Annotated in this window: 12 protein-coding genes and 1 pseudogene; 4 read left to right on the top strand and 9 right to left on the bottom strand. The window is 73.0% G+C overall.

Features of this window, described 5'->3' with window-relative positions; translation table 11 throughout:
* Positions 1 to 56 precede the first annotated feature (56 nt).
* Positions 57 to 629, top strand: a complete 573-nt coding sequence (locus tag KALB_RS13760; RefSeq protein ID WP_025356295.1) for a Uma2 family endonuclease — start codon at positions 57 to 59, stop codon at positions 627 to 629.
* Here KALB_RS13760 and KALB_RS13755 read toward each other — a convergent pair.
* From KALB_RS13755 to KALB_RS13715, 9 genes and pseudogenes are all read right to left on the bottom strand, one after another.
* The gene (locus KALB_RS13755) at positions 585 to 1931 is read right to left on the bottom strand and encodes an amino acid permease (RefSeq protein ID WP_148309927.1); all 1347 of its coding nucleotides are present in this window, start codon (positions 1929 to 1931) and stop codon (positions 585 to 587) included. The genes KALB_RS13760 and KALB_RS13755 overlap by 45 nt on opposite strands.
* An 82-nt stretch (positions 1932 to 2013) precedes the next feature.
* The gene (locus tag KALB_RS13750) at positions 2014 to 3825 is read right to left on the bottom strand and encodes a bifunctional metallophosphatase/5'-nucleotidase (RefSeq protein WP_025356293.1); all 1812 of its coding nucleotides are present in this window, start codon (positions 3823 to 3825) and stop codon (positions 2014 to 2016) included.
* A 139-nt stretch (positions 3826 to 3964) separates the two neighbouring features.
* Complete coding sequence (locus tag KALB_RS13745) at positions 3965 to 5407, bottom strand: RsmB/NOP family class I SAM-dependent RNA methyltransferase (RefSeq protein WP_025356292.1); 1443 nt, start codon at positions 5405 to 5407, stop codon at positions 3965 to 3967.
* A complete protein-coding gene (fmt, locus tag KALB_RS13740) occupies positions 5404 to 6330 on the bottom strand; it encodes a methionyl-tRNA formyltransferase (protein ID WP_025356291.1) in 927 nt (308 codons plus the stop codon). The genes KALB_RS13745 and fmt overlap by 4 nt, the downstream gene beginning before the upstream one ends.
* A complete protein-coding gene (gene def / locus KALB_RS13735; protein ID WP_025356290.1) occupies positions 6330 to 6815 on the bottom strand; it encodes a peptide deformylase in 486 nt (161 codons plus the stop codon). Before def ends, fmt begins: the two co-directional genes overlap by 1 nt.
* A gap of 107 nt (positions 6816 to 6922) precedes the next feature.
* Positions 6923 to 8686 carry a gamma-glutamyltransferase gene (gene ggt / locus KALB_RS13730; RefSeq protein ID WP_042220346.1) on the bottom strand — a complete coding sequence of 588 codons (1764 nt, stop codon included), beginning with the start codon at positions 8684 to 8686 and terminating at the stop codon, positions 6923 to 6925.
* Positions 8687 to 8757: 71 nt separating this feature from the next.
* Positions 8758 to 10774: pseudogene (locus KALB_RS13725) on the bottom strand (primosomal protein N').
* A gap of 24 nt (positions 10775 to 10798) precedes the next feature.
* Positions 10799 to 11407 carry a LysE family translocator gene (locus tag KALB_RS13720; RefSeq protein WP_025356289.1) on the bottom strand — a complete coding sequence of 203 codons (609 nt, stop codon included), beginning with the start codon at positions 11405 to 11407 and terminating at the stop codon, positions 10799 to 10801.
* A 218-nt stretch (positions 11408 to 11625) separates the two neighbouring features.
* A complete protein-coding gene (locus KALB_RS13715) occupies positions 11626 to 12960 on the bottom strand; it encodes a PucR family transcriptional regulator (RefSeq protein ID WP_025356288.1) in 1335 nt (444 codons plus the stop codon).
* 61 nt (positions 12961 to 13021) lie between these two features.
* On the opposite strand from KALB_RS13715, the gene KALB_RS13710 reads away from it, so the two are divergent.
* Genes KALB_RS13710 through KALB_RS13700 form a run of 3 tightly spaced genes read left to right on the top strand, consistent with a single transcriptional unit; the run spans position 13022 to position 16904 of the window.
* Positions 13022 to 14383: a sodium:solute symporter family protein gene (locus tag KALB_RS13710; protein ID WP_025356287.1), complete on the top strand. Its 1362-nt coding sequence runs from the start codon at positions 13022 to 13024 to the stop codon at positions 14381 to 14383.
* Positions 14380 to 15321 carry an agmatinase gene (speB, locus tag KALB_RS13705; RefSeq protein ID WP_025356286.1) on the top strand — a complete coding sequence of 314 codons (942 nt, stop codon included), beginning with the start codon at positions 14380 to 14382 and terminating at the stop codon, positions 15319 to 15321. Before KALB_RS13710 ends, speB begins: the two co-directional genes overlap by 4 nt.
* Positions 15318 to 16904, top strand: coding sequence for a thiamine pyrophosphate-binding protein (locus KALB_RS13700; RefSeq protein WP_025356285.1), 1587 nt, complete (start codon positions 15318 to 15320; stop codon positions 16902 to 16904). Before speB ends, KALB_RS13700 begins: the two co-directional genes overlap by 4 nt.
* Positions 16905 to 16908: the final 4 nt, after the last annotated feature.

Raw genomic sequence — 16908 nt, 5'->3', positions numbered from 1 at the left:
GTGAGCGGCGTGCCCCGATAGGCTGTGGGTCACAGTCGGACAGGCCGGGAGATGAGATGACAGCAGTGCCGTGGCCGGACCACCTGCTGTCCCTGGAGGAGTTCACCGCACTCCCCGAGGACACCAGCCGTCGGTACGAGGTCCTGGAAGGTGTGCTCATCGTGTCGCCGCGCCCTGTCGGACTCCACAGCCGGGTTGCCAAGCAGTTGGCGCTCCACCTCGACGAGCAACTCTCCCCGGAGTGGGAGGCCGCCATCGAGATGGACCTCGTGCTCCGGCCGGGGTTCCCGTTGGGGGTGCGAGTCCCTGACGTGGTGGTGACCAGGAGCGAGCTGATCGATCAGAGCGCGCCGCGCCTCTACCCCGAGGACGTCTTGATCGCGGTGGAGGTCATCTCACCTGGCTCGCGCATGACCGACACCGTACTCAAGCCGGTCGAGTACGCCGAGGCGGGCATCCCGCACTACTGGGTCGTGGACCTGGAACCGCCGGTCAGCCTCACCGCGTATCACCTGATCGAGGAGTTCGGGGCGTACCAGGAAGCCCCCGCGGTGACCGGGGAGTTCCTCACGAGCGAGCCGTTCTCACTGCGGATCGACCTCGACGCGGTGACCAGTCGCCGCCGGTGAGCTGCGCCGCCGCACCGCGTAGTACAGGACCACCAGCAGCGCCGTGAACGGGAGCCCGGCCTTCCAGGCGGTGTCGAACTGCTCGGTGAAGGCCGTCGTCACGAGCACGGCGAGCACGAAGGCCATGGCGAGCACGGTGGTGACCGGCGCACCGGGCAGGCGGACGGCGGGGCGGGGCTGCCCGGCGCGGGCCCGCCGGAACGCGAGGTGGCTGGCGAAGATCAGCAGCCAGGTGACCAGCGCCCCGAACAGGGCGAGGCCGAGCATAATCGGGAACGCCTGCTGCGGGGAGACCACGGAGACCAGTGCGGCCACGGCCAGCCCGCCCGCGGACAGCGCGAGCGCGTTGCGCGGGCTGCCGCTGGGGCTGACCCGGCCCACCCACTTCGGCGCGAACCCGTCCAGCGCCAGGGAGTGCGCCATACGGGAACTGACGTACAGGTTGGTGTTCATGGCCGACAGCGCGGCGGTGAGCACCACGAAGTTCATGATCCCGGCCGCGGCGGGCACCCCGGCGAGCGCGAACAGGGTGACGAACGGGCTCTGCTCCACGCCGTCGGCCCCAGCGGCCTGCTGCCAGGGCACGATGGTGACCACGATGAGCGTGGCGAGCACGTAGAACAGCAGCAGCCGCACCACCATGCCGCGGGCGGCGCGCGGCACGGACCGGGCCGGGTCACGGGTCTCGGCGGCGGCCACGGCCACGGCCTCGGTGCCCAGGTAGCTGAAGGTCACCACGGTCAGCGCGAGCCACACGCTGCCCAGCCCGTTGGGGGCGAAGCCGCCGTGCTCGACCAGCCCGCCGAAGCCCACCGCGGGACGGGAGGGCAGGCCGACCACCACGTAGGTCAGGCCGAGCAGCACGAACACCACGATGGCCGCGACCTTGATCATGGCGAACCAGTACTCGAACTCGCCGAAGAACCGCACGGCCAGCGCGTTGATGCCCAGCATCACCACGGAGAACACCACGACGGGCAGCCACAGCGGCAGCTGCGGCCACCAGAACCGGACGTACAGGCCCGCGGCCACCACCTCGCTGCCGAGGTTCACGGCGACCGCGGCCCAGTACATCCAACGCTGCACGAAACCGGCGAGCGGGCCCAGGTAGCGCTGGGCCACGGCGCCGAACCCGCCCGCCTCCGGGTGCACGACGATCATCTCGGCCAGGGCGTAGGCCAGGGCCAGTGCGACCAGCGCGGCCACCAGGTAGGCCACCACCACCGCGGGCCCGGCCAGCGAGATGGCCAGTCCGGACCCGAGGAACAACCCGGTCCCGATCGCGCCGCCCAGCGCGATCATGCCCACCTGCCTGCCGGACAGTTCCCGGTGCAGCGCCCCACCCCTTGTGCCAGTCACCCGGACATACTGCACGATCCGGTGATCAGCCCGTGACGGTGATGGGCGTGCTCCCCGCCACGAGCCTCCAGTCCACGGTGGCGAACCTGGCGGGGTCGATGCTGCCCGCGGCCTTGGTCCAGTCGATCAGCTGCTGGCGGATCTCCAGCTGCCGGTTGTAGACCACCTCGGCCTTGCTGATGTGCGGGAAGCCACCGCCACCGGACTGCCGGTAGTTGTTGACGGCCACCACGAACTGCTGGTCGGCGGCCAGCGCCTTGCCCGCGTAGGTGAGGTTGGCGATGCGCTGCCCGACCGGCTTGGTCACGTCGATGTCGTAGGCCAGCGGGGCGTCCAGGCCGGAGACCACGTCGTAGTTGTAGTCCGGGGTGCCGTTGACGGCGGTCGGGGTCGGCGCGTTGGTGACGGCCTCGGCCGGGTAGCTGCCGGGGCCGGGCAGCTGCTTGAAGTACTGGGCGGAGAACTCCAGGTAGTCCTTGACCTGGGCGCCGGTCAGCTTCACCGCGAGCAGGGTGTTGTCGTAGATGTAGAGCCCGGCCACGTCGCGGATGGTGACCTGCCCGGCGGGGATCGCGGCGTCCCGGTTGAACGGGGCGGCGATGGACAGCACCGGCAGCGTGCCGCCAACGGCCTGCTTCACGGTGTCGGCCTGCACGTGGTTGATGAAGTCCAACGCGGGCACGTCCTGGTAGCGGGCGGTGGCGCAGGACATGGCCTGGGTGCAGGTGCCGACCGGGGAGTTCACGTAGCCGACGACCAGTTCGTGGTCGGCCCTGAGCAGCTTGGTGATCTTCGGGTCCTCGGGCACGGTGTTGGAGTTGAGCACCTGCGAGGACACGGCCCTGACCTGCCAGCCGTCCCGCCAGCCCCACTCCAGGTCCACGTCGATCAGGCTCAGCCGCTCGCCCCACAGCAACGGCTCGGTCAGCACGACCTGCTTGCCGGTGGCCTTGTTGGTGACCAGCCGCTGCGGGATCTCCACGTGCGCGTGGCCGACCAGGATCGCGTCGATGCCCGGCACCTGCTCGGCGACCAGGGTGGCGGCGTTCTCCGGGTAGGGCAGGGCGTCGCCGTAGGAGGAGGACGTGTCGGCCCCGGAGTGGGCGGCGACCAGCACCACCTCGGCACCGGCCCGGCGCATCCTCGGCACCCAGACGGCCGCCTGCTCGACCAGGCCGGGGAAGCTCATCTTGCCCTCGACGTTGGCCTTGTCCCACAGCGCGATGCCGGGGTTGGTCAGGCCGAGGATGCCCACCCGCACCGGCGGGGCGCCCGCGGGGAACACGGTCTTGAGCACGTACGGCTTGAAGGCGGGCCGCCCGGTGGTGGCGTCCAGCGCGTTGGCGCCCAGCAGCGGGAAGTCCAGCTGCTGCTCGTAGGCGCGCAGCAGCGGGATGCCGTAGTTGAACTCGTGGTTGCCCAGGGCCGCGGCGTCGTAGCCCATCTGGTTCATCGCGGCGGCCATCGGGTGGATGCGCCTGCGGTTGATCGGCGCGACCTTGGCGAAGTAGTAGGCCAGCGGGGTGCCCTGGATGGTGTCGCCCGCGTCGATCAGCAGGGTGTTGCGCCTGCCGCGCTCCTTGCGCACCGCCTCGACCAGGGTCGCGACCTTGGCCAGACCGACGTCGTTGTGCTTGGCGTCGTCGTACTCCTTGCCCGCGTAGTAGTCCCAGTTGAACACGTGGCCGTGCAGGTCGGTGGTGCCCATCACGGTCAGCCGGAACGGGCGGCGCGCGGGGTCGGCCGAGGCGGGCGCGGAGGTCGCGGCGAAACCGGCGGCGGCCAGCACGGCGGCGGCGCCACCGGTCAGGACGGTGCGGCGGGGCAGGGTGGACACGGAGCTCCTCCGGTCTGTGCGGGGCAAGGTGTTGTGCGCGCACAACATAACCTCGCCCCGGCCCAGCGGGGGTGTGACCGCTGGGCGGGACTCGGCTGTGGGAGAGCGGGACTCGCGCTCCCCAGGGCGGGACTCGCGGTCAGTTGGGGCGGCGCAGCAGGGCGCAGAACATGGCGTCGGTGCCGTGCAGGTGCGGCCACAGCTGGACCGCGGGCCCCTTGCCAAGCTCGGGCACGCCCGGGAAGTACTCACGGGTGTCGATCTGCTCGGCCCCGGTGCGCCGGACCACGTCGGAGGTCACGCCCACGGTCTCGCGCAGGTGCGGGGAACACACCACGTAGGCCACGACCCCGCCGGGGCGCACCAGTTCCAGCGCGGACAGCAGTAGTTCGCGCTGGAGCTTGGTCAGGTCGGCCACGTCGGAGGGCTGGCGCCGCCAGCGGGCCTCCGGGCGGCGGCGCAGCGCGCCAAGGCCGGTGCACGGGGCGTCGACCAGCACCCGGTCGAAGGTCCCCGGCTGGAACGGCGTCTCCCGGCCGTCGGCCACGTGCACGGTCACCGGCAGGCCCTGGGTGGCGCTGCGGATCAGGTCGGCACGGTGCGGGGCCTTCTCCACGGCGTCCAGGGTGCCGCCCTGCAACCCGGCCAGCGCCGCGAGCAGCACCGCCTTGCCGCCGGGCCCGGCGCACAGGTCCAGCCAGCGCTCGTCCGTGCCGGTCAGCGGCACGCGGGTCAGCGCCAGCGCGCACAGCTGGCTGCCCTCGTCCTGCACGGCGGCCAGCTTCTCGCGCACCGGTTCCAGGTCGCCGGGGTCGCCCGCACCGGCCTCCAGGTGCACGCCGTAGGGCGAGTACGGGGCCACGTCCCCGCCGGTGATCGCGGCCAGCTCCTCGCTGGTGACCTCGCCGGGACGGGCGGCCAGGTGCACGGCGGGGCGGGCGTCGTCGGCACGCAGCGCGGCGGCCAGCCCCTCGCCCTTGTCCGCCAGTGCATCCGCGAAGGCCTGCGCGATCCACTTCGGGTGCGCGTTGACCAGCGCCTGGTGGCCGACCGGGTCCTGCTCGGCCTCGGGCGCCAGCTCGGCCATCCAGGCGGCCTCGTCGCGCTCGGAGACCTTGCGCAGCACGGCGTTGACGAACCCGGCCGGGCCCGAGCCGTGGTTGGCGCGCACCAGGTCCACAGTGGACGCCACTGCGGCGTGCGAGGGGATCCTGGTGCGCAGCAACTGGTACGCGCCCAGCCGCATGGCGTCCAGGAACGGACCGTCCACTTCGGACAGCGGCCGGTCGGCGCAGGCGCCCAGCACCGCGTCGAGCAGGCCCTGCGCGCGGGCGGCGCCGTAGGTCAGTTCGGTGGCCAGCGCGGCGTCGCGCCCACTGAGCTTGCGCTCCCGCAACAGCTTGGGCAGCACCAGGTTGGCGTAGGCGTCGCGCTCGCGCACCGCGCGCAGCACGTCCAGGGCGACCTGCCTGGTCGGGTCCTCCTGCGGCGGGCGGCGCGGGCCCACCCTGCGGGCGGGCGGGTGCGGACGTCGGGGACGCGACGGCCGTTGCTGCCTGCCGCCGTGGTTGCGCTCCGTCACGCCAACTGCTCCCCTGCTCCGATCCTCGTACCGCGCGCCCAGTCGACGGCGGCCATCCTCTTCTTGCCCTGTGCCTGCACCTCGCCGAGCTGCACGGCGGTGGTCGCCGTGCCCACGAGCACCCGGCGTTTCTCCACCCGCAGTTCGCCGGGGGCCAGTCCGTCCACATCGGACACCGTGACCGGCCCGAGCTTGAGCCGCTCCTCGCGGAACACCACCCAGGCCCCCGGCTCCGGGGTGACCGCGCGGGCCAGCCGGTCCACGGCCATGGCCGGGGCGGTCAGGTCCAGGTGCGCGTCCTCGACGGTGATCTTGCCCGCGTAGCTGACGCCCTCGGCGGGCTGCTCCACGGCGACCAGTGTGCCGTCCTCGATGCCGTCCACAGTGGAGGTGAGCAGGCGCGCGCCGGACTCGGCCAACCTGCCCAGCAGCTCACCTGAGGTGTCGGTGGGCCCGACCGGCTCGGTGACCACGCCGAACACCGGGCCCGCGTCCAGCTCCTTGACGATGCGGAACGTGCTGGCCCCGGTGATCTCGTCCCCGTTGCGCACGGCGGCCTGCACGGGGGCGGCCCCGCGCCAGGCCGGCAGCAGCGAGAAGTGCAGGTTCACCCAGCCGTGCCTGGGCACGTCGAGCGTGCGCTGCGGCAGCAGGGCGCCGTAGGCCACCACCGGGCAGCAGTCGGGGGCCAGCTCGCGCAGCCGGTCCAGGAACTCGGGGTCACCGGCCTTGGCCGGGCTGAGCACCTCGATGCCGTGCTGGTCGGCCAGTGCGGCGACCGGGGAGCGGACCAGTCCCCTGCCTCGACCAGCGGGCGCGTCGGGGCGGGTGACCACGGCGACCACCTCGTGGCGGCCGGCGGAGATCAGCGCGCGCAGCGAGGGCAGCGCGACCTCGGGTGTACCGGCGAAGACCAGGCGCATCAGCGCTCACCCCCGGCGGCGCGCAGTGCGAGCTCACGGGCCCGCGGCTCCAGCCGGTCCACGTAGAGCACCCCGTCCAGGTGGTCCACCTCGTGCTGCACGCAGCGGGCCAGCAGGTGGTCCCCGGTGACCTCGATCGGCTCCCCGTACATGTTCCAGCCGGTGGCCACCACCTCCAGGTGGCGTCGGCAGTCCACCGACACGCCCGGGATGGACAGGCAGCCCTCGGGGCCGTCCTGGTAGCCCTCGCCGAGCACCTCGACCACGGGGTTGACCAGGTGCCCGGCGTGCCCGTCGCAGTGGTAGGTGAACACGCGCAGGTCCACCCCGATCTGCGGGGCGGCCAGCCCAGCCCCGCCGGTGGCCTCCATGGTGTCCCACATGTCCCGGACCAGGCCGTGGAACTCCTTGTCGAAGTCGACGACCTCGGTGGCGCGGCTGCGCAGCACCGGGTCACCGAGTAGCCGGATCGGCTGAGCGGTCACAGTTCTCCCTGGGCGGGCGGATGGCGAACTGGCCCAGTCTAGTGGTGCCATGAAAGTGCCGTTCCTGGCGTCAGGTGCCAGGAACGGCACTTTCATGGCACGAGGGGTCAGCCCGCGCGCACCACCATGGCCGAGCCGCCGCCCCGCCGGGTGGTCTCGGCGGCGGCCTGCCAGCGGCCGTCGGGCAGCCGCTCCACCCCGGTGGCGGCGCCGATCTCCGCGCTGGTGTCGAACTTCTGGCCCAGTGCCCTGAGCTGTGCCGCCTCGGGGGCGGCCAGGAAGGCGGGCTCGGCGTCGGCTGCGGCCCCGTTGCGCTGGCTGGCCCTGGGCGCGGCGATGGCCCGCACCAGCGGCAGGCCCCGGTCGATGCGCTCGGTCAGCACCTGGAGCACGGTAGTGATGATCGTCGCTCCGCCGGGGCTGCCGGTGGCGAACCAGGGCTGGCCCTCGCGCAGCACGATCGTCGGCGAGATCGAGGAGCGCGGGCGCTTGCCGGGGCCGGGCAGGTTCGGGTCGGGCACGCCGGGGGTGACCGGGCTGAACGAGAAGTCGGTCAGCTCGTTGTTGAGCAGGAACCCGCGCCCCGGCACGACGATGCCGCTGCCGCCGGTCTGCTCGATGGTCAGCGTGTACTCGACGATGTTGCCCCACCGGTCGGCCACGGTGAGGTTGGTGGTGTTCTCCCCCTCGTACGGGGTGGGCGCGGCCGTGCCCGTGTCCGCGCAGTCCTCCGGGTCGCGCGGGTCACCGGGGGCGACGGGGCTGGTCAGCGCCTTGCTGTCGGAGATCAGGCAGGCACGGCTGTCGGCGAAGCGCTGGGACAGCAGCTGCCTGGTCGGCACCGAGTTGACCGCGGGATCGCCGACCCAGCGGTTGCGGTCGGCGAAGGCGAGGCGACTGGACTCCAGGAAGTGGTGCAGGTACTGGGTCTGGCTGGCGTGCTGTACGTCGGTGTCTTCCAGGATGTTCAGCGACTCGCCCACGGTGGTGCCGCCCGAGGACGAGGGCGCCATGCCGTAGACATCCAGCCCCCGGTAGCGCACGTGCGTGGGGTCGCGGCGGATCGTGTGGTAGGCGCGCAGGTCCTCGGTGCTGAGCTTGCCGGGGCGCACCACCCTGGTCGAGGCCGGGTCCACCGGTGGGTGCCGCACGGTGCTGACGATGTCCTTGGCGAGATCGCCCCGGTACAGCGCCTCCACCCCCTCACGGCCCAGCAGCTGGTAGGTGCGGGCCAGGTCGGGGTTGCGCATGACGGTGCCGACCGCGGGCGGCTGGCCGCCAGGCATGAACAGCGCGCGGGTCGCCGGGAAGGCGGAGAACCGCTCGGCGTTGTCGGCGGTCTGCTGACGGAAGGTGCTGTCGACCACGAACCCGTTGCTGGCGATGCGCTCGGCGGGCCGCAGCGCCTCGTCCAGGTCGATGGAGCCCCAGCGGTCCAGGGCGCTCTGCCAGGTCGCCGGGGTGCCGGGCGTGCCGACCGAGAGCCCGCTGGTGACGGCCTCGGCGAAGGGCAGCGGCTTGCCGTTCTCGACGAACAGCTTGTCGTCAGCGGACTTCGGCGCGGTCTCGCGTCCGTCCAAGGTGGACACCTCGTGCGTGTCCGCGTCGTAGTAGACGAAGTAGCCGCCACCGCCGATGCCCGCCGAGTACGGCTCGGTGACGCCGAGTGCGGCGGCCGTGGCCACCGCGGCGTCCACGGCGTTGCCCCCTCTGCGCAGCACCTCGATGCCCGCGGCCGAGGCGTCCGGGTCCACGCTGGCCACGACCCCGCCGTACCCGGTGGCCACCGGGCTCTTGGTGGGCGTGGCGGCAGCGGTGTTCGGCGCGACGAGGGCAGCGGCGGCCACGGCGGCGGTCGCCACCGCCACCATCCTGGAAGTACGCAACACGTCTCCTCGAGTAGGCGACTGAGCGGCTCCACCCTCTCCGGTGGAGCCCGCGCTCACAAGAGTTCGAGCGGGTCCATGCGCACCAGCGCGAAGTCCGGGTCCTTGCGCGCCGTGCGCACCGAGACCGCCTCGGCCAGCGCGGCGGCCAGCGCCCGCCCCTCCCCGCGCACGGCCCTGACCAGCGCGCGCTCCTGCTCACTGTTGCCCTCGGCGTCCACCCGGCCGATCGGCACCGGCCCGAGCACCTCGCCGGATGGCGGCAACCTCAGCTCCTCGAGCAGGGCGTTGACCGCGTCCGGCGAGCCGTCCACCGCGGCCATCCGCACGGCGGGCGGGAAGCCCAGCTCGGTGCGACCGGCCAGTTCCTGGCTGGCGTGCCACACCGGGTCCCAGCGGATCAGTGCCTGCACGACCGGGAGCGCGGACTCCGCGATGACCACCACCCTGCCCCCCTCGGCCCCGGGTCTGACCAGGGCGGCGGCGGTCATCCAGTGCCGCAGCGCCTGCTCGCTGGCGCGCAGGTCGGCGGCCCAGCATGGCCCAGCCGTCCAACAGCAGCGCCGCGCCGTAGCTGCCCTGGGCGACCGGCTCGGCGCCCGGGGTGCACACCACCAGTGCGGGCGCGTCGGGCACCTCGGCGAGCACCTCGCCCGCGCCGGAGGTGCGCACCGCGAAGCCCGGGAAGGCGCGGCCCAGTTCCTCGGCCGTGCGGCGCGATCCGACGACGACCGCGCGCAGCCTGCGCGACCCGCAGGCCGGGCAGCGGAACGCCGCCTCCGCGGCCCCGCACCAGCGGCAGGCGGCCGGGCGTGGCATGCCGTCGTCCTGGCCGCCGGGCAGCGACAGCGGTCCCGCGCAGCGACGGCACATCGCGCGGGTCCTGCACTGCGCGCAGGCCAGTGCGGGCACGTAGCCGCGGCGCGGCACCTGCACCAGCACGGGTGCCCCCGCCTTGAGGGCGGCGCGCGCGGCGTCGAAGGCGAACCCGGGCAGCCGGGCGGTGCGGGCCGCCTCGTCGCGGGCGAGCTGCTCGTCGGTCTCGCCCACCGCGACCACGCGGGGCGCGGCGGCCCGCAACTGCTCGCGCGCGGCCACGATCTCGTGCGCCCACCCGCTGTCCACCAGCAACTGGGCCTCGGCGGTGCGGGCGAACCCGGCCACCAGCAGGCTGGCCCCGGTCAGGTGCGCCCGCTCCACGAGCACGTCGCGGGCGTGCGGGTAGGGGGCGAAGGGGGTCGCGTGCCCGCTGTCCCCGTCGTCCCAGACCACCAGCAGCCCGGGGACCTCGATCGGGGCGAAGCACGCGGCACGGGTGCCGACGACCACGCGCACGGCGCCGCGCCGCAGCAGCAGCCAGCGCTTGTAGCGCTCACTCGGCCCCAGATCGGCCGACAGGGCGACCACCCCGTCCGCACCGATCAGCTGCACGCAGGCGGCGTGCACGCGCGCCACGTCGCGGTGGTCCGGCACCACCACGGCCACGCCGCGCCCGGTGGCGGCCACCGTGGTGACGACCTCGGCCAGCCGCGCGGGCCAGTCCTCACCCGGCAGCGCCTGCCAGACCGCGTGCGCCTGGCGTCCCGCGGCCATCGCGTCCAGGTAGGAACGCCCGCGCGGGTACCGCGACCAGCCCTCGGACTCCGGCGCGGGCGGCGGCGGTGCGGGTTCGGGCGCGGACTTGGCCTCGACCCGCGCGTGCCGTGGCGGGATGGCCAACCGCACGACGTTGGTGAGCACTCCCGCGTAGCGCTCGGCGACGGCCTTGATCAGCTCGGCGATCTCCGGGCTGAGCACCGGCTCCGGCGAGACGACCCGTTCGAGGTACAGCAGGGAGCCGGTGAACGCGGTGTCCTCGGCGCGCTCCCACAGCAGCCCGTCCACCGCCTTGCCGTGGAAGCGGACCCGCACCCGGCAGCCCACCACCGCGTCATCGGCCAGTTGTTCGGGCACCAGGTAGTCGAACAGCCGGTTCAGGTGGGGCAGCGCCACGTCCACGCAGACGCGCGCCACCGGCAGCGTGGCCGCTGGCTTGCGCTCGCCCCTGCGGTCGTTCTTGCTGCTGGTGGCCATGACTGTGGTCTACCAGAGACCGGTTCAGCGCGGCGCGGCGGTGCGCAGCCCGAGCACGATCAACACGGTCGCCGTCACCCGGTCCAGCACACGGCGGAACCCCGGCCTGCCGACCACGGTGCGCGCCCCGGACACCGCGAAGGTCCACACCAGCAGCCAGCTCGCCGCGACCACCACGTGCGCCGCCGCCAGCACCGCCAACTGGACTCCGATCGGCTTGGCCGGGTCCAGGAACTGCGGCGCCAGCGTCAGGTACACCGAGGCCGCCTTCGGGTTGAGCACGTTGCCCAGCAGGCCCTGCAGGTAGCTGCCGTGTCCGGTCCACGGCAGCCGTCGCGGCGCCTTGGCCCGGCTCGACCACAGCAGGCTCACCCCCAGGTACACCAGGTAGACCGCGCCCAACAGCCGCACCACCGTGAACGCCTCCGCCGAGCGCATCACCAGCGCCGAGAGCCCCAACGCCGCCAGCGCCGCGTGCGTGCACAGCCCGGTGGCCGTGCCCAGGATGACCAGCACCCCGTCCCAGCGCCCGTTGGCCGCCACCCGCTGGGTCACCAGCGTGAAGCTCGCCCCCGGCGTCAGGCAGATCGGCAACACCGCCAGCCCGAACCCGACCGCAGCCCCCCAGTTCACGGTGTGAGCCTAGTTCGTGGCCGATGTCACGAAGGTGCCGTTCGAGACGTTGGACGTCGCCGCAAGCGGGCCGCTCACCCCGCCCCCCACATGCCACGAAGGTGCCATTCAGGACGCTCATCGTCGCGAAGGGCACCTTCATGACGTGCCCGGCGCGGCGAACGCCCGCGCGGTCTGCCGGATCTCGCCCAGCACCACCGCGTCCTGGCGCTGGGCGATTACCTGGCGGGTAACGCGGTCAGCGCCAGCCACAGCTCCACGCGGCGCTGCACATCGGACAGATCCACCTCCAGCGCCTTCTCCACCTGGGCGATGCGGTGGCGGACGCTGTTGCGGTGCAGGCCGAGCGCGGTGGCGGTGCGGTCCCAGTTTCCGTTGTGGACCAACCAGGTGCGCAGGGTGTCGACCAGCGCGGGCCGCCCGTCCAACGGGGTGAGCAGCGCGCGGGCGGCGTGCGGGTCGATCAGGCCCACCAGGTCGGCGTCGGCGCGGGCGGGCCGCCCGGTGGCGCGGACCCGTTCGAGCAGGCGGCTCGCCTCGCGGTCCGCGGCGGCCAGCGTGGCGACGGGGTGCGGCAGGCTCAGTGCCGTCAGCCAGCCGGAGGCGTGCAGGGCGGGCAGGTCGGGAACCGAGTCCTCGGGCAGCACGGCGCGCAGCTCGTTGCCGGTGATCTCGACGAACGGCGTGTCCAGTGCGGGGTCGCCGGGGCCGACGCGCCGGCCGCGCAGCACGCGGTACCGCCCGTCGCCGAGCAGGACGCGGGTGGCGAGCCGACCGTGTTCGCGGCCCGCCAGCCCGAGCAGGGCCTGGGCCACGGCGAGGACCGCGCGGTCGGTCGCGGTGACGACCCGCGGGACGCCGACCAGCAGCACGGCGGCCGGGTCCACGGGGTGTGCCACGACGTGCGTCCGCCCGATCTCGGTGCTGGCGGCCCGCGGTCCGCTGCCCTCGCGCACCCGCCGGGCGAGGTCGAGCAGTTCCGCGTCCACCGCGCCGACCCGGCCGACCTGGGCCAGCACCGCGTCGGTGCCGTCGAGCAGGGTCGCCCAGCAGCTGAGGACCTCGGCCAGTACGCGCAGCACGGCCTGCGCGGGGTTGGCCCTGGCGGCGGCCTTGGTCAGCGCGGCCTGCGTGCCGGTGAGCCAGCGCAGTTCGGCGTGCTGGGCCTCGGCGAGCGCGGCGCCCACGGCCTGGCTGACCGCCAGGAACGGCGTGGCCTCCGGCACGGTGAGCAGCGGCAGCCCGTGCTTGGCGCAGGCCTGCGCGAGGGCGGGCGGCACCTGCTCGTGCACCGGGGTCAGGCCGAGCCCGAGCGCGCTGACCTGGGCCCGCACCAGGCTGCGCACGTAGCGGTCCAGGTCCTGCGGCAGGTCCAGGCCCACCGTCAGCAGCAGTTCGCCGCCCAGCAGGTAGGGCGCGGGCTCGCGCAGTTCGCTGACGTGCGCCCAGCGCACCGGCCGGTCCACCGCCTCCTGGCCGCTGACCAGGTGCAGCCGCAGCTCGGGCTGCGCCAGCAGGGTGCGCAGGGGCACTGACAGTTCGGACAACGCCATGGCACCAGATTGTGCACTTCATCCAGATGTGACGCGGCCCACCAGTTCCTACGGTTGCCCAATGGGTCTGGACTACGCGGTGATCGCGGCCTACGTGCTGGGCATGGTGGGCGTGGGCTGGTGGGGCATGCGCCGGGCCACCACCCGCAGCGACTACCTGGTCGCCGGGCGGCGGCTGGGCTGGGCGATGTACTCCGGCACGATGTCCGCGGTGGTGCTCGGCGGGGCCTCGACCATCGGCGGGGTCGCGCTGGGCTACCAGTACGGGCTGTCCGGGGCCTGGTTGGTGTTCACCATCGGGCTGGGCATCCTCGCCCTGTCGGCGTTCTTCGCGCGCAAGATCGTCAAACTGGAGGTCTACACGGTCGCGCAGATGCTGGACCGGCGCTACGGCGGGTCCACCAGCGTGATCTCCGGCGTGGTGATGTGGGGTTACACCCTGATGCTGGCGGTGACCTCCACCATCGCCTACGCCACGGTGTTCACAGTCCTGTTCGGACTGTCCAAAGTGGCTGGCGTGGTGCTCGGCGGCACGATCGTGGTGCTGTACTCGGTGCTCGGCGGCATGTGGTCGATCACGCTGACCGACATCGCCCAGTTCGTGGTGAAGACCGTGGGCATCCTGTTCGTGCTGCTGCCGGTGGCACTGGTCGCGGTCGGCGGCTTCGGCGGGCTCGGCGCGAAGCTGCCCGCCGAGTACTTCGACCTCGGCCACATCGGCACCGGCCGGATCGTCACCTACCTGGTGGTCTACGTGTTCGGCCTGCTCATCGGCCAGGACATCTGGCAGCGGGTGTTCACCGCCCGCTCCCCCGCCGTGGCCACCGCGGGCGGGCTGACCTCCGGCCTGTACTGCCTGGTCTACGCCGTGGCCGGCGCGCTGATCGGCTGCGCGGCCAAGGCCCTGTACCCGAACCTGCCCCACCCCGACGAGGCGTTCGCCACGATCGTCACCGGGCTGCTGCCCACCGGTCTGCGCGGGCTGGTGCTGGCCGCCGCGCTCGCCGCGATGATGTCCACCGCCTCCGGCGCGCTGATCGCCTGCTCCACCGTGGCCCGCAACGACATCTGGGCCGCACTGCGCCGGAGCGCCTCCGGCGGGGTCCGTGCGGAGCGACTGTCCACTTTGGCCCTCGGCGTGCTGATCATCCTGATCGCGATCCTCGTGGACGACGTGGTGGCCGCGCTGACCGTGGCCTACAACCTGCTCGTCGGAGGGCTGCTCGTGGCCATCCTCGGCGGGCTCGTGTCCCGGCGCGGCAGCACCGCGGGCGCGGTGGTCTCGATGATCGCCGGATCGGTGGCAGTGGTGGTCAGCATGCTCGTCTACGGCCTGGACGCCAACGAACCCGTCTACTTCGGACTGCTGGCCAGCCTGCTCGGCTACGTCTCGGTCAGCCTGCCGCGAAAGGAAACCCCGTGATCCAGGGCCCCGTCGACTCCTCCCGCGTGCCACGCTTCGCCGGACCGGCCACCTTCGCCAGGCTGCCCCGCCTGGACCAGGTGTCCACTGTGGACGTCGCCGTGGTCGGTGTGCCGTTCGACTCCGGCGTGTCCTACCGGCCGGGGGCCCGGTTCGGCCCGGCCGCCGTGCGCGAGGCCAGCCGCCTGCTGCGCCCGTACCACCCGGCACTGGACGTGTCCCCGTTCGAGCGGGCGCAGGTCGTGGACGCCGGTGACATCGCCTGCAACCCGATGGACATCGGCGAGGCGATCGGCACCGTGCAGCGCGAGGCGGGCGAACTGCTCGACAACGGCGCCCGCCTGATCACCGTCGGCGGGGACCACACCATCGCACTGCCGCTGCTGCGCGCGGTCGCCCAGCGGCACGGGCCCGTCGCCCTGCTGCACTTCGACGCGCACCTGGACACCTGGGACTCCTACTTCGGCTCGGCCTACACGCACGGCACGCCGTTCCGCCGCGCGGTGGAGGAGGGCCTGCTCGACACCTCGGCCCTGTGCCACGTGGGCATTCGCGGCCCGCTCTACAGCCGCGGCGACCTCGCCGAGGACCTGGCGCTGGGCTTCGGCATCGTCACCGCCTCCGACGTGCTGCGCAAGGGCCTGGACGAGGTGATCGGCGGGCTGCGGCAACGCATCGGCGACCGCCCGCTGTACGTGTCGGTGGACATCGACGTGCTGGACCCGGCGCACGCCCCCGGCACGGGCACCCCGGAGGCGGGCGGGCTGACCAGCCGCGAACTGCTGGAGATCCTGCGCGGGCTGGCCGGGACGAACCTCGTGTCGGCCGACGTGGTGGAGGTGGCGCCCGCCTACGACCACGCCGAGATCACCTCGATCGCGGCCTCGCACGTGGCCTACGACCTGGTGAGCCTGCTCGCGATGGGCACCGGCTCGTGAACCGGATCGGCGCGGACCTGGTCGTGCAGACCCTGACCACACTGGGCGCCAGCACGGTGTTCGGCGAACCGGGGCAGCACGCCCTTGGCCTGTTCGACGCGCTGCGCCGCTCGTCCCTGCGCTACCTCGGCAGCCGCACGGAGCCAGCCGCCGCGTTCGCCGCCGACGGGCACGCGCGGGTCACCGGCCAGGTGACACCGTTCGTGGTGTCCACCGGGCCCGGCGCCCTGTTGACCCTGGCCGGCCTCCAGGAGGCCGCCTGCTCCAGTTCGCCGGTGCTCGGCATCAGCAGCCAGGTCCCCAGCGACGGGCTGGGCGGGCGGCGGCGTGGCTACCTGCACGAGTTGCCCGATCAGCAGGCGAGCTTCCGCGAGGTGGTCAAGTCGGTGGAGGTCGTGCGCGCGGCCTCGCAGATCCCCTCGGCGATCGCCCGCGCCTGGCAGACGGCAATGTCCGTCCCCCGTGGACCGTCTTGGGTGGAGATCCCACAGGACATCCTGCTGTCACGAACTGATCTGCCCCCAGTGACCACAGTGGACACCACACCTGTGGTGCCGTGGCCACGGCCCGAGCTGATCAGCGAGGCGGCCCGGCTGCTCAACGGGGCACAGCGGCCGGTGATCCTGGCCGGGGGCGGGGTGGTGCGGGCTTGCGCGCAGGATGCCTTGCTGGACTTGGCCAAACGCTTGCGTGCCCCAGTGGCCACGACCTTCGGCGGCAAGGGCGCCTTCCCGTGGACGCACCCCTTGTCGCTGCAATCATGGCTGGAGGACCGGCACACCACGGAGTTCCTGGAGCAGGCCGACGTGCTGCTGGTGCTCGGCTCCGGGCTCGGCGAGCTGTCCACCAACTACGGCACGATGCGCCCGCGTGGCCGCGTGATCCAGGTGGAGGCGGACCCCGCGAAGCTGGAGGCCAACTATCCAGCGCTCGGCATCCACTGTGACGCAAGCGTTTTCCTTGATCGACTCAGTACCGAGCTGGTCGACCGGCCACGCCAGAACCAGGACGTGCGAGGAACGCTCGACAAGGTCCGCGCCCGACTGGACGGCCAGGGGCTGGACCTGGAACGCGGGCTGCTGCGGTCGATCCGGGAAGCGGTCCCGGACGAGGTAGCCACGTTCTGGGACATGACCATCCTGGGCTACTGGGCCTGGTCGGCCTGGGACCCGCGGTCAGGCGGCATGCACAGCGCGCAGGGTTCGGGCGGACTGGGCTGGGCGTTCCCGGCAGCGCTGGGCGCGAGCGCCGCTGGCGGTCCGGTGCTGGCCGTCTCCGGTGACGGCGGGGCCATGTACGGCATCGGCGAACTCGCCACGGCCGCGCAACACGGCAGCCGCGTCACGTGGTTGATCGTGGACGACGGGGGCTACGGGATCCTGCGCGAGTACATTGCCACCCCGTTCGGCACCGAGCTGCACCGGCCCGACTTCGTGGCCCTGGCCAGGGCTTTCGGCGTGCCAGCGGCCACGACCAGCCCGGAGACGCTGGCCGCCGACCTGACCGGGGCGCTGGAGTCGGACGGCCCCGCCGTACTCGTTCTCCGCGCCGCGCCGCGAATGTTCGCACCTACCCACGCGTAGACCG

Source organism: Kutzneria viridogrisea DSM 43870, from assembly GCF_000525635.1.
GTDB classification, from domain to species: domain Bacteria; phylum Actinomycetota; class Actinomycetes; order Mycobacteriales; family Pseudonocardiaceae; genus Kutzneria; species Kutzneria viridogrisea.
This window is presented reverse-complemented; position numbering and strand designations above follow the sequence as displayed.

What these genes read in the sequence shown, in the direction of transcription:
- KALB_RS13760 (WP_025356295.1), top strand. Translation starts at nt 57, where the DNA reads ATGACAGCAGTGCCGTGGCCGGACCACCTGCTGTCCCTGGAGGAGTTC.
- KALB_RS13710 (WP_025356287.1), top strand. Translation starts at nt 13,022, where the DNA reads ATGGGTCTGGACTACGCGGTGATCGCGGCCTACGTGCTGGGCATGGTG.
- KALB_RS13715 (WP_025356288.1), bottom strand. Translation starts at nt 12,960, where the DNA reads ATGGCGTTGTCCGAACTGTCAGTGCCCCTGCGCACCCTGCTGGCGCAG.
- KALB_RS13755 (WP_148309927.1), bottom strand. Translation starts at nt 1,931, where the DNA reads ATGATCGCGCTGGGCGGCGCGATCGGGACCGGGTTGTTCCTCGGGTCC.
- ggt (WP_042220346.1), bottom strand. Translation starts at nt 8,686, where the DNA reads ATGGTGGCGGTGGCGACCGCCGCCGTGGCCGCCGCTGCCCTCGTCGCG.
- fmt (WP_025356291.1), bottom strand. Translation starts at nt 6,330, where the DNA reads ATGCGCCTGGTCTTCGCCGGTACACCCGAGGTCGCGCTGCCCTCGCTG.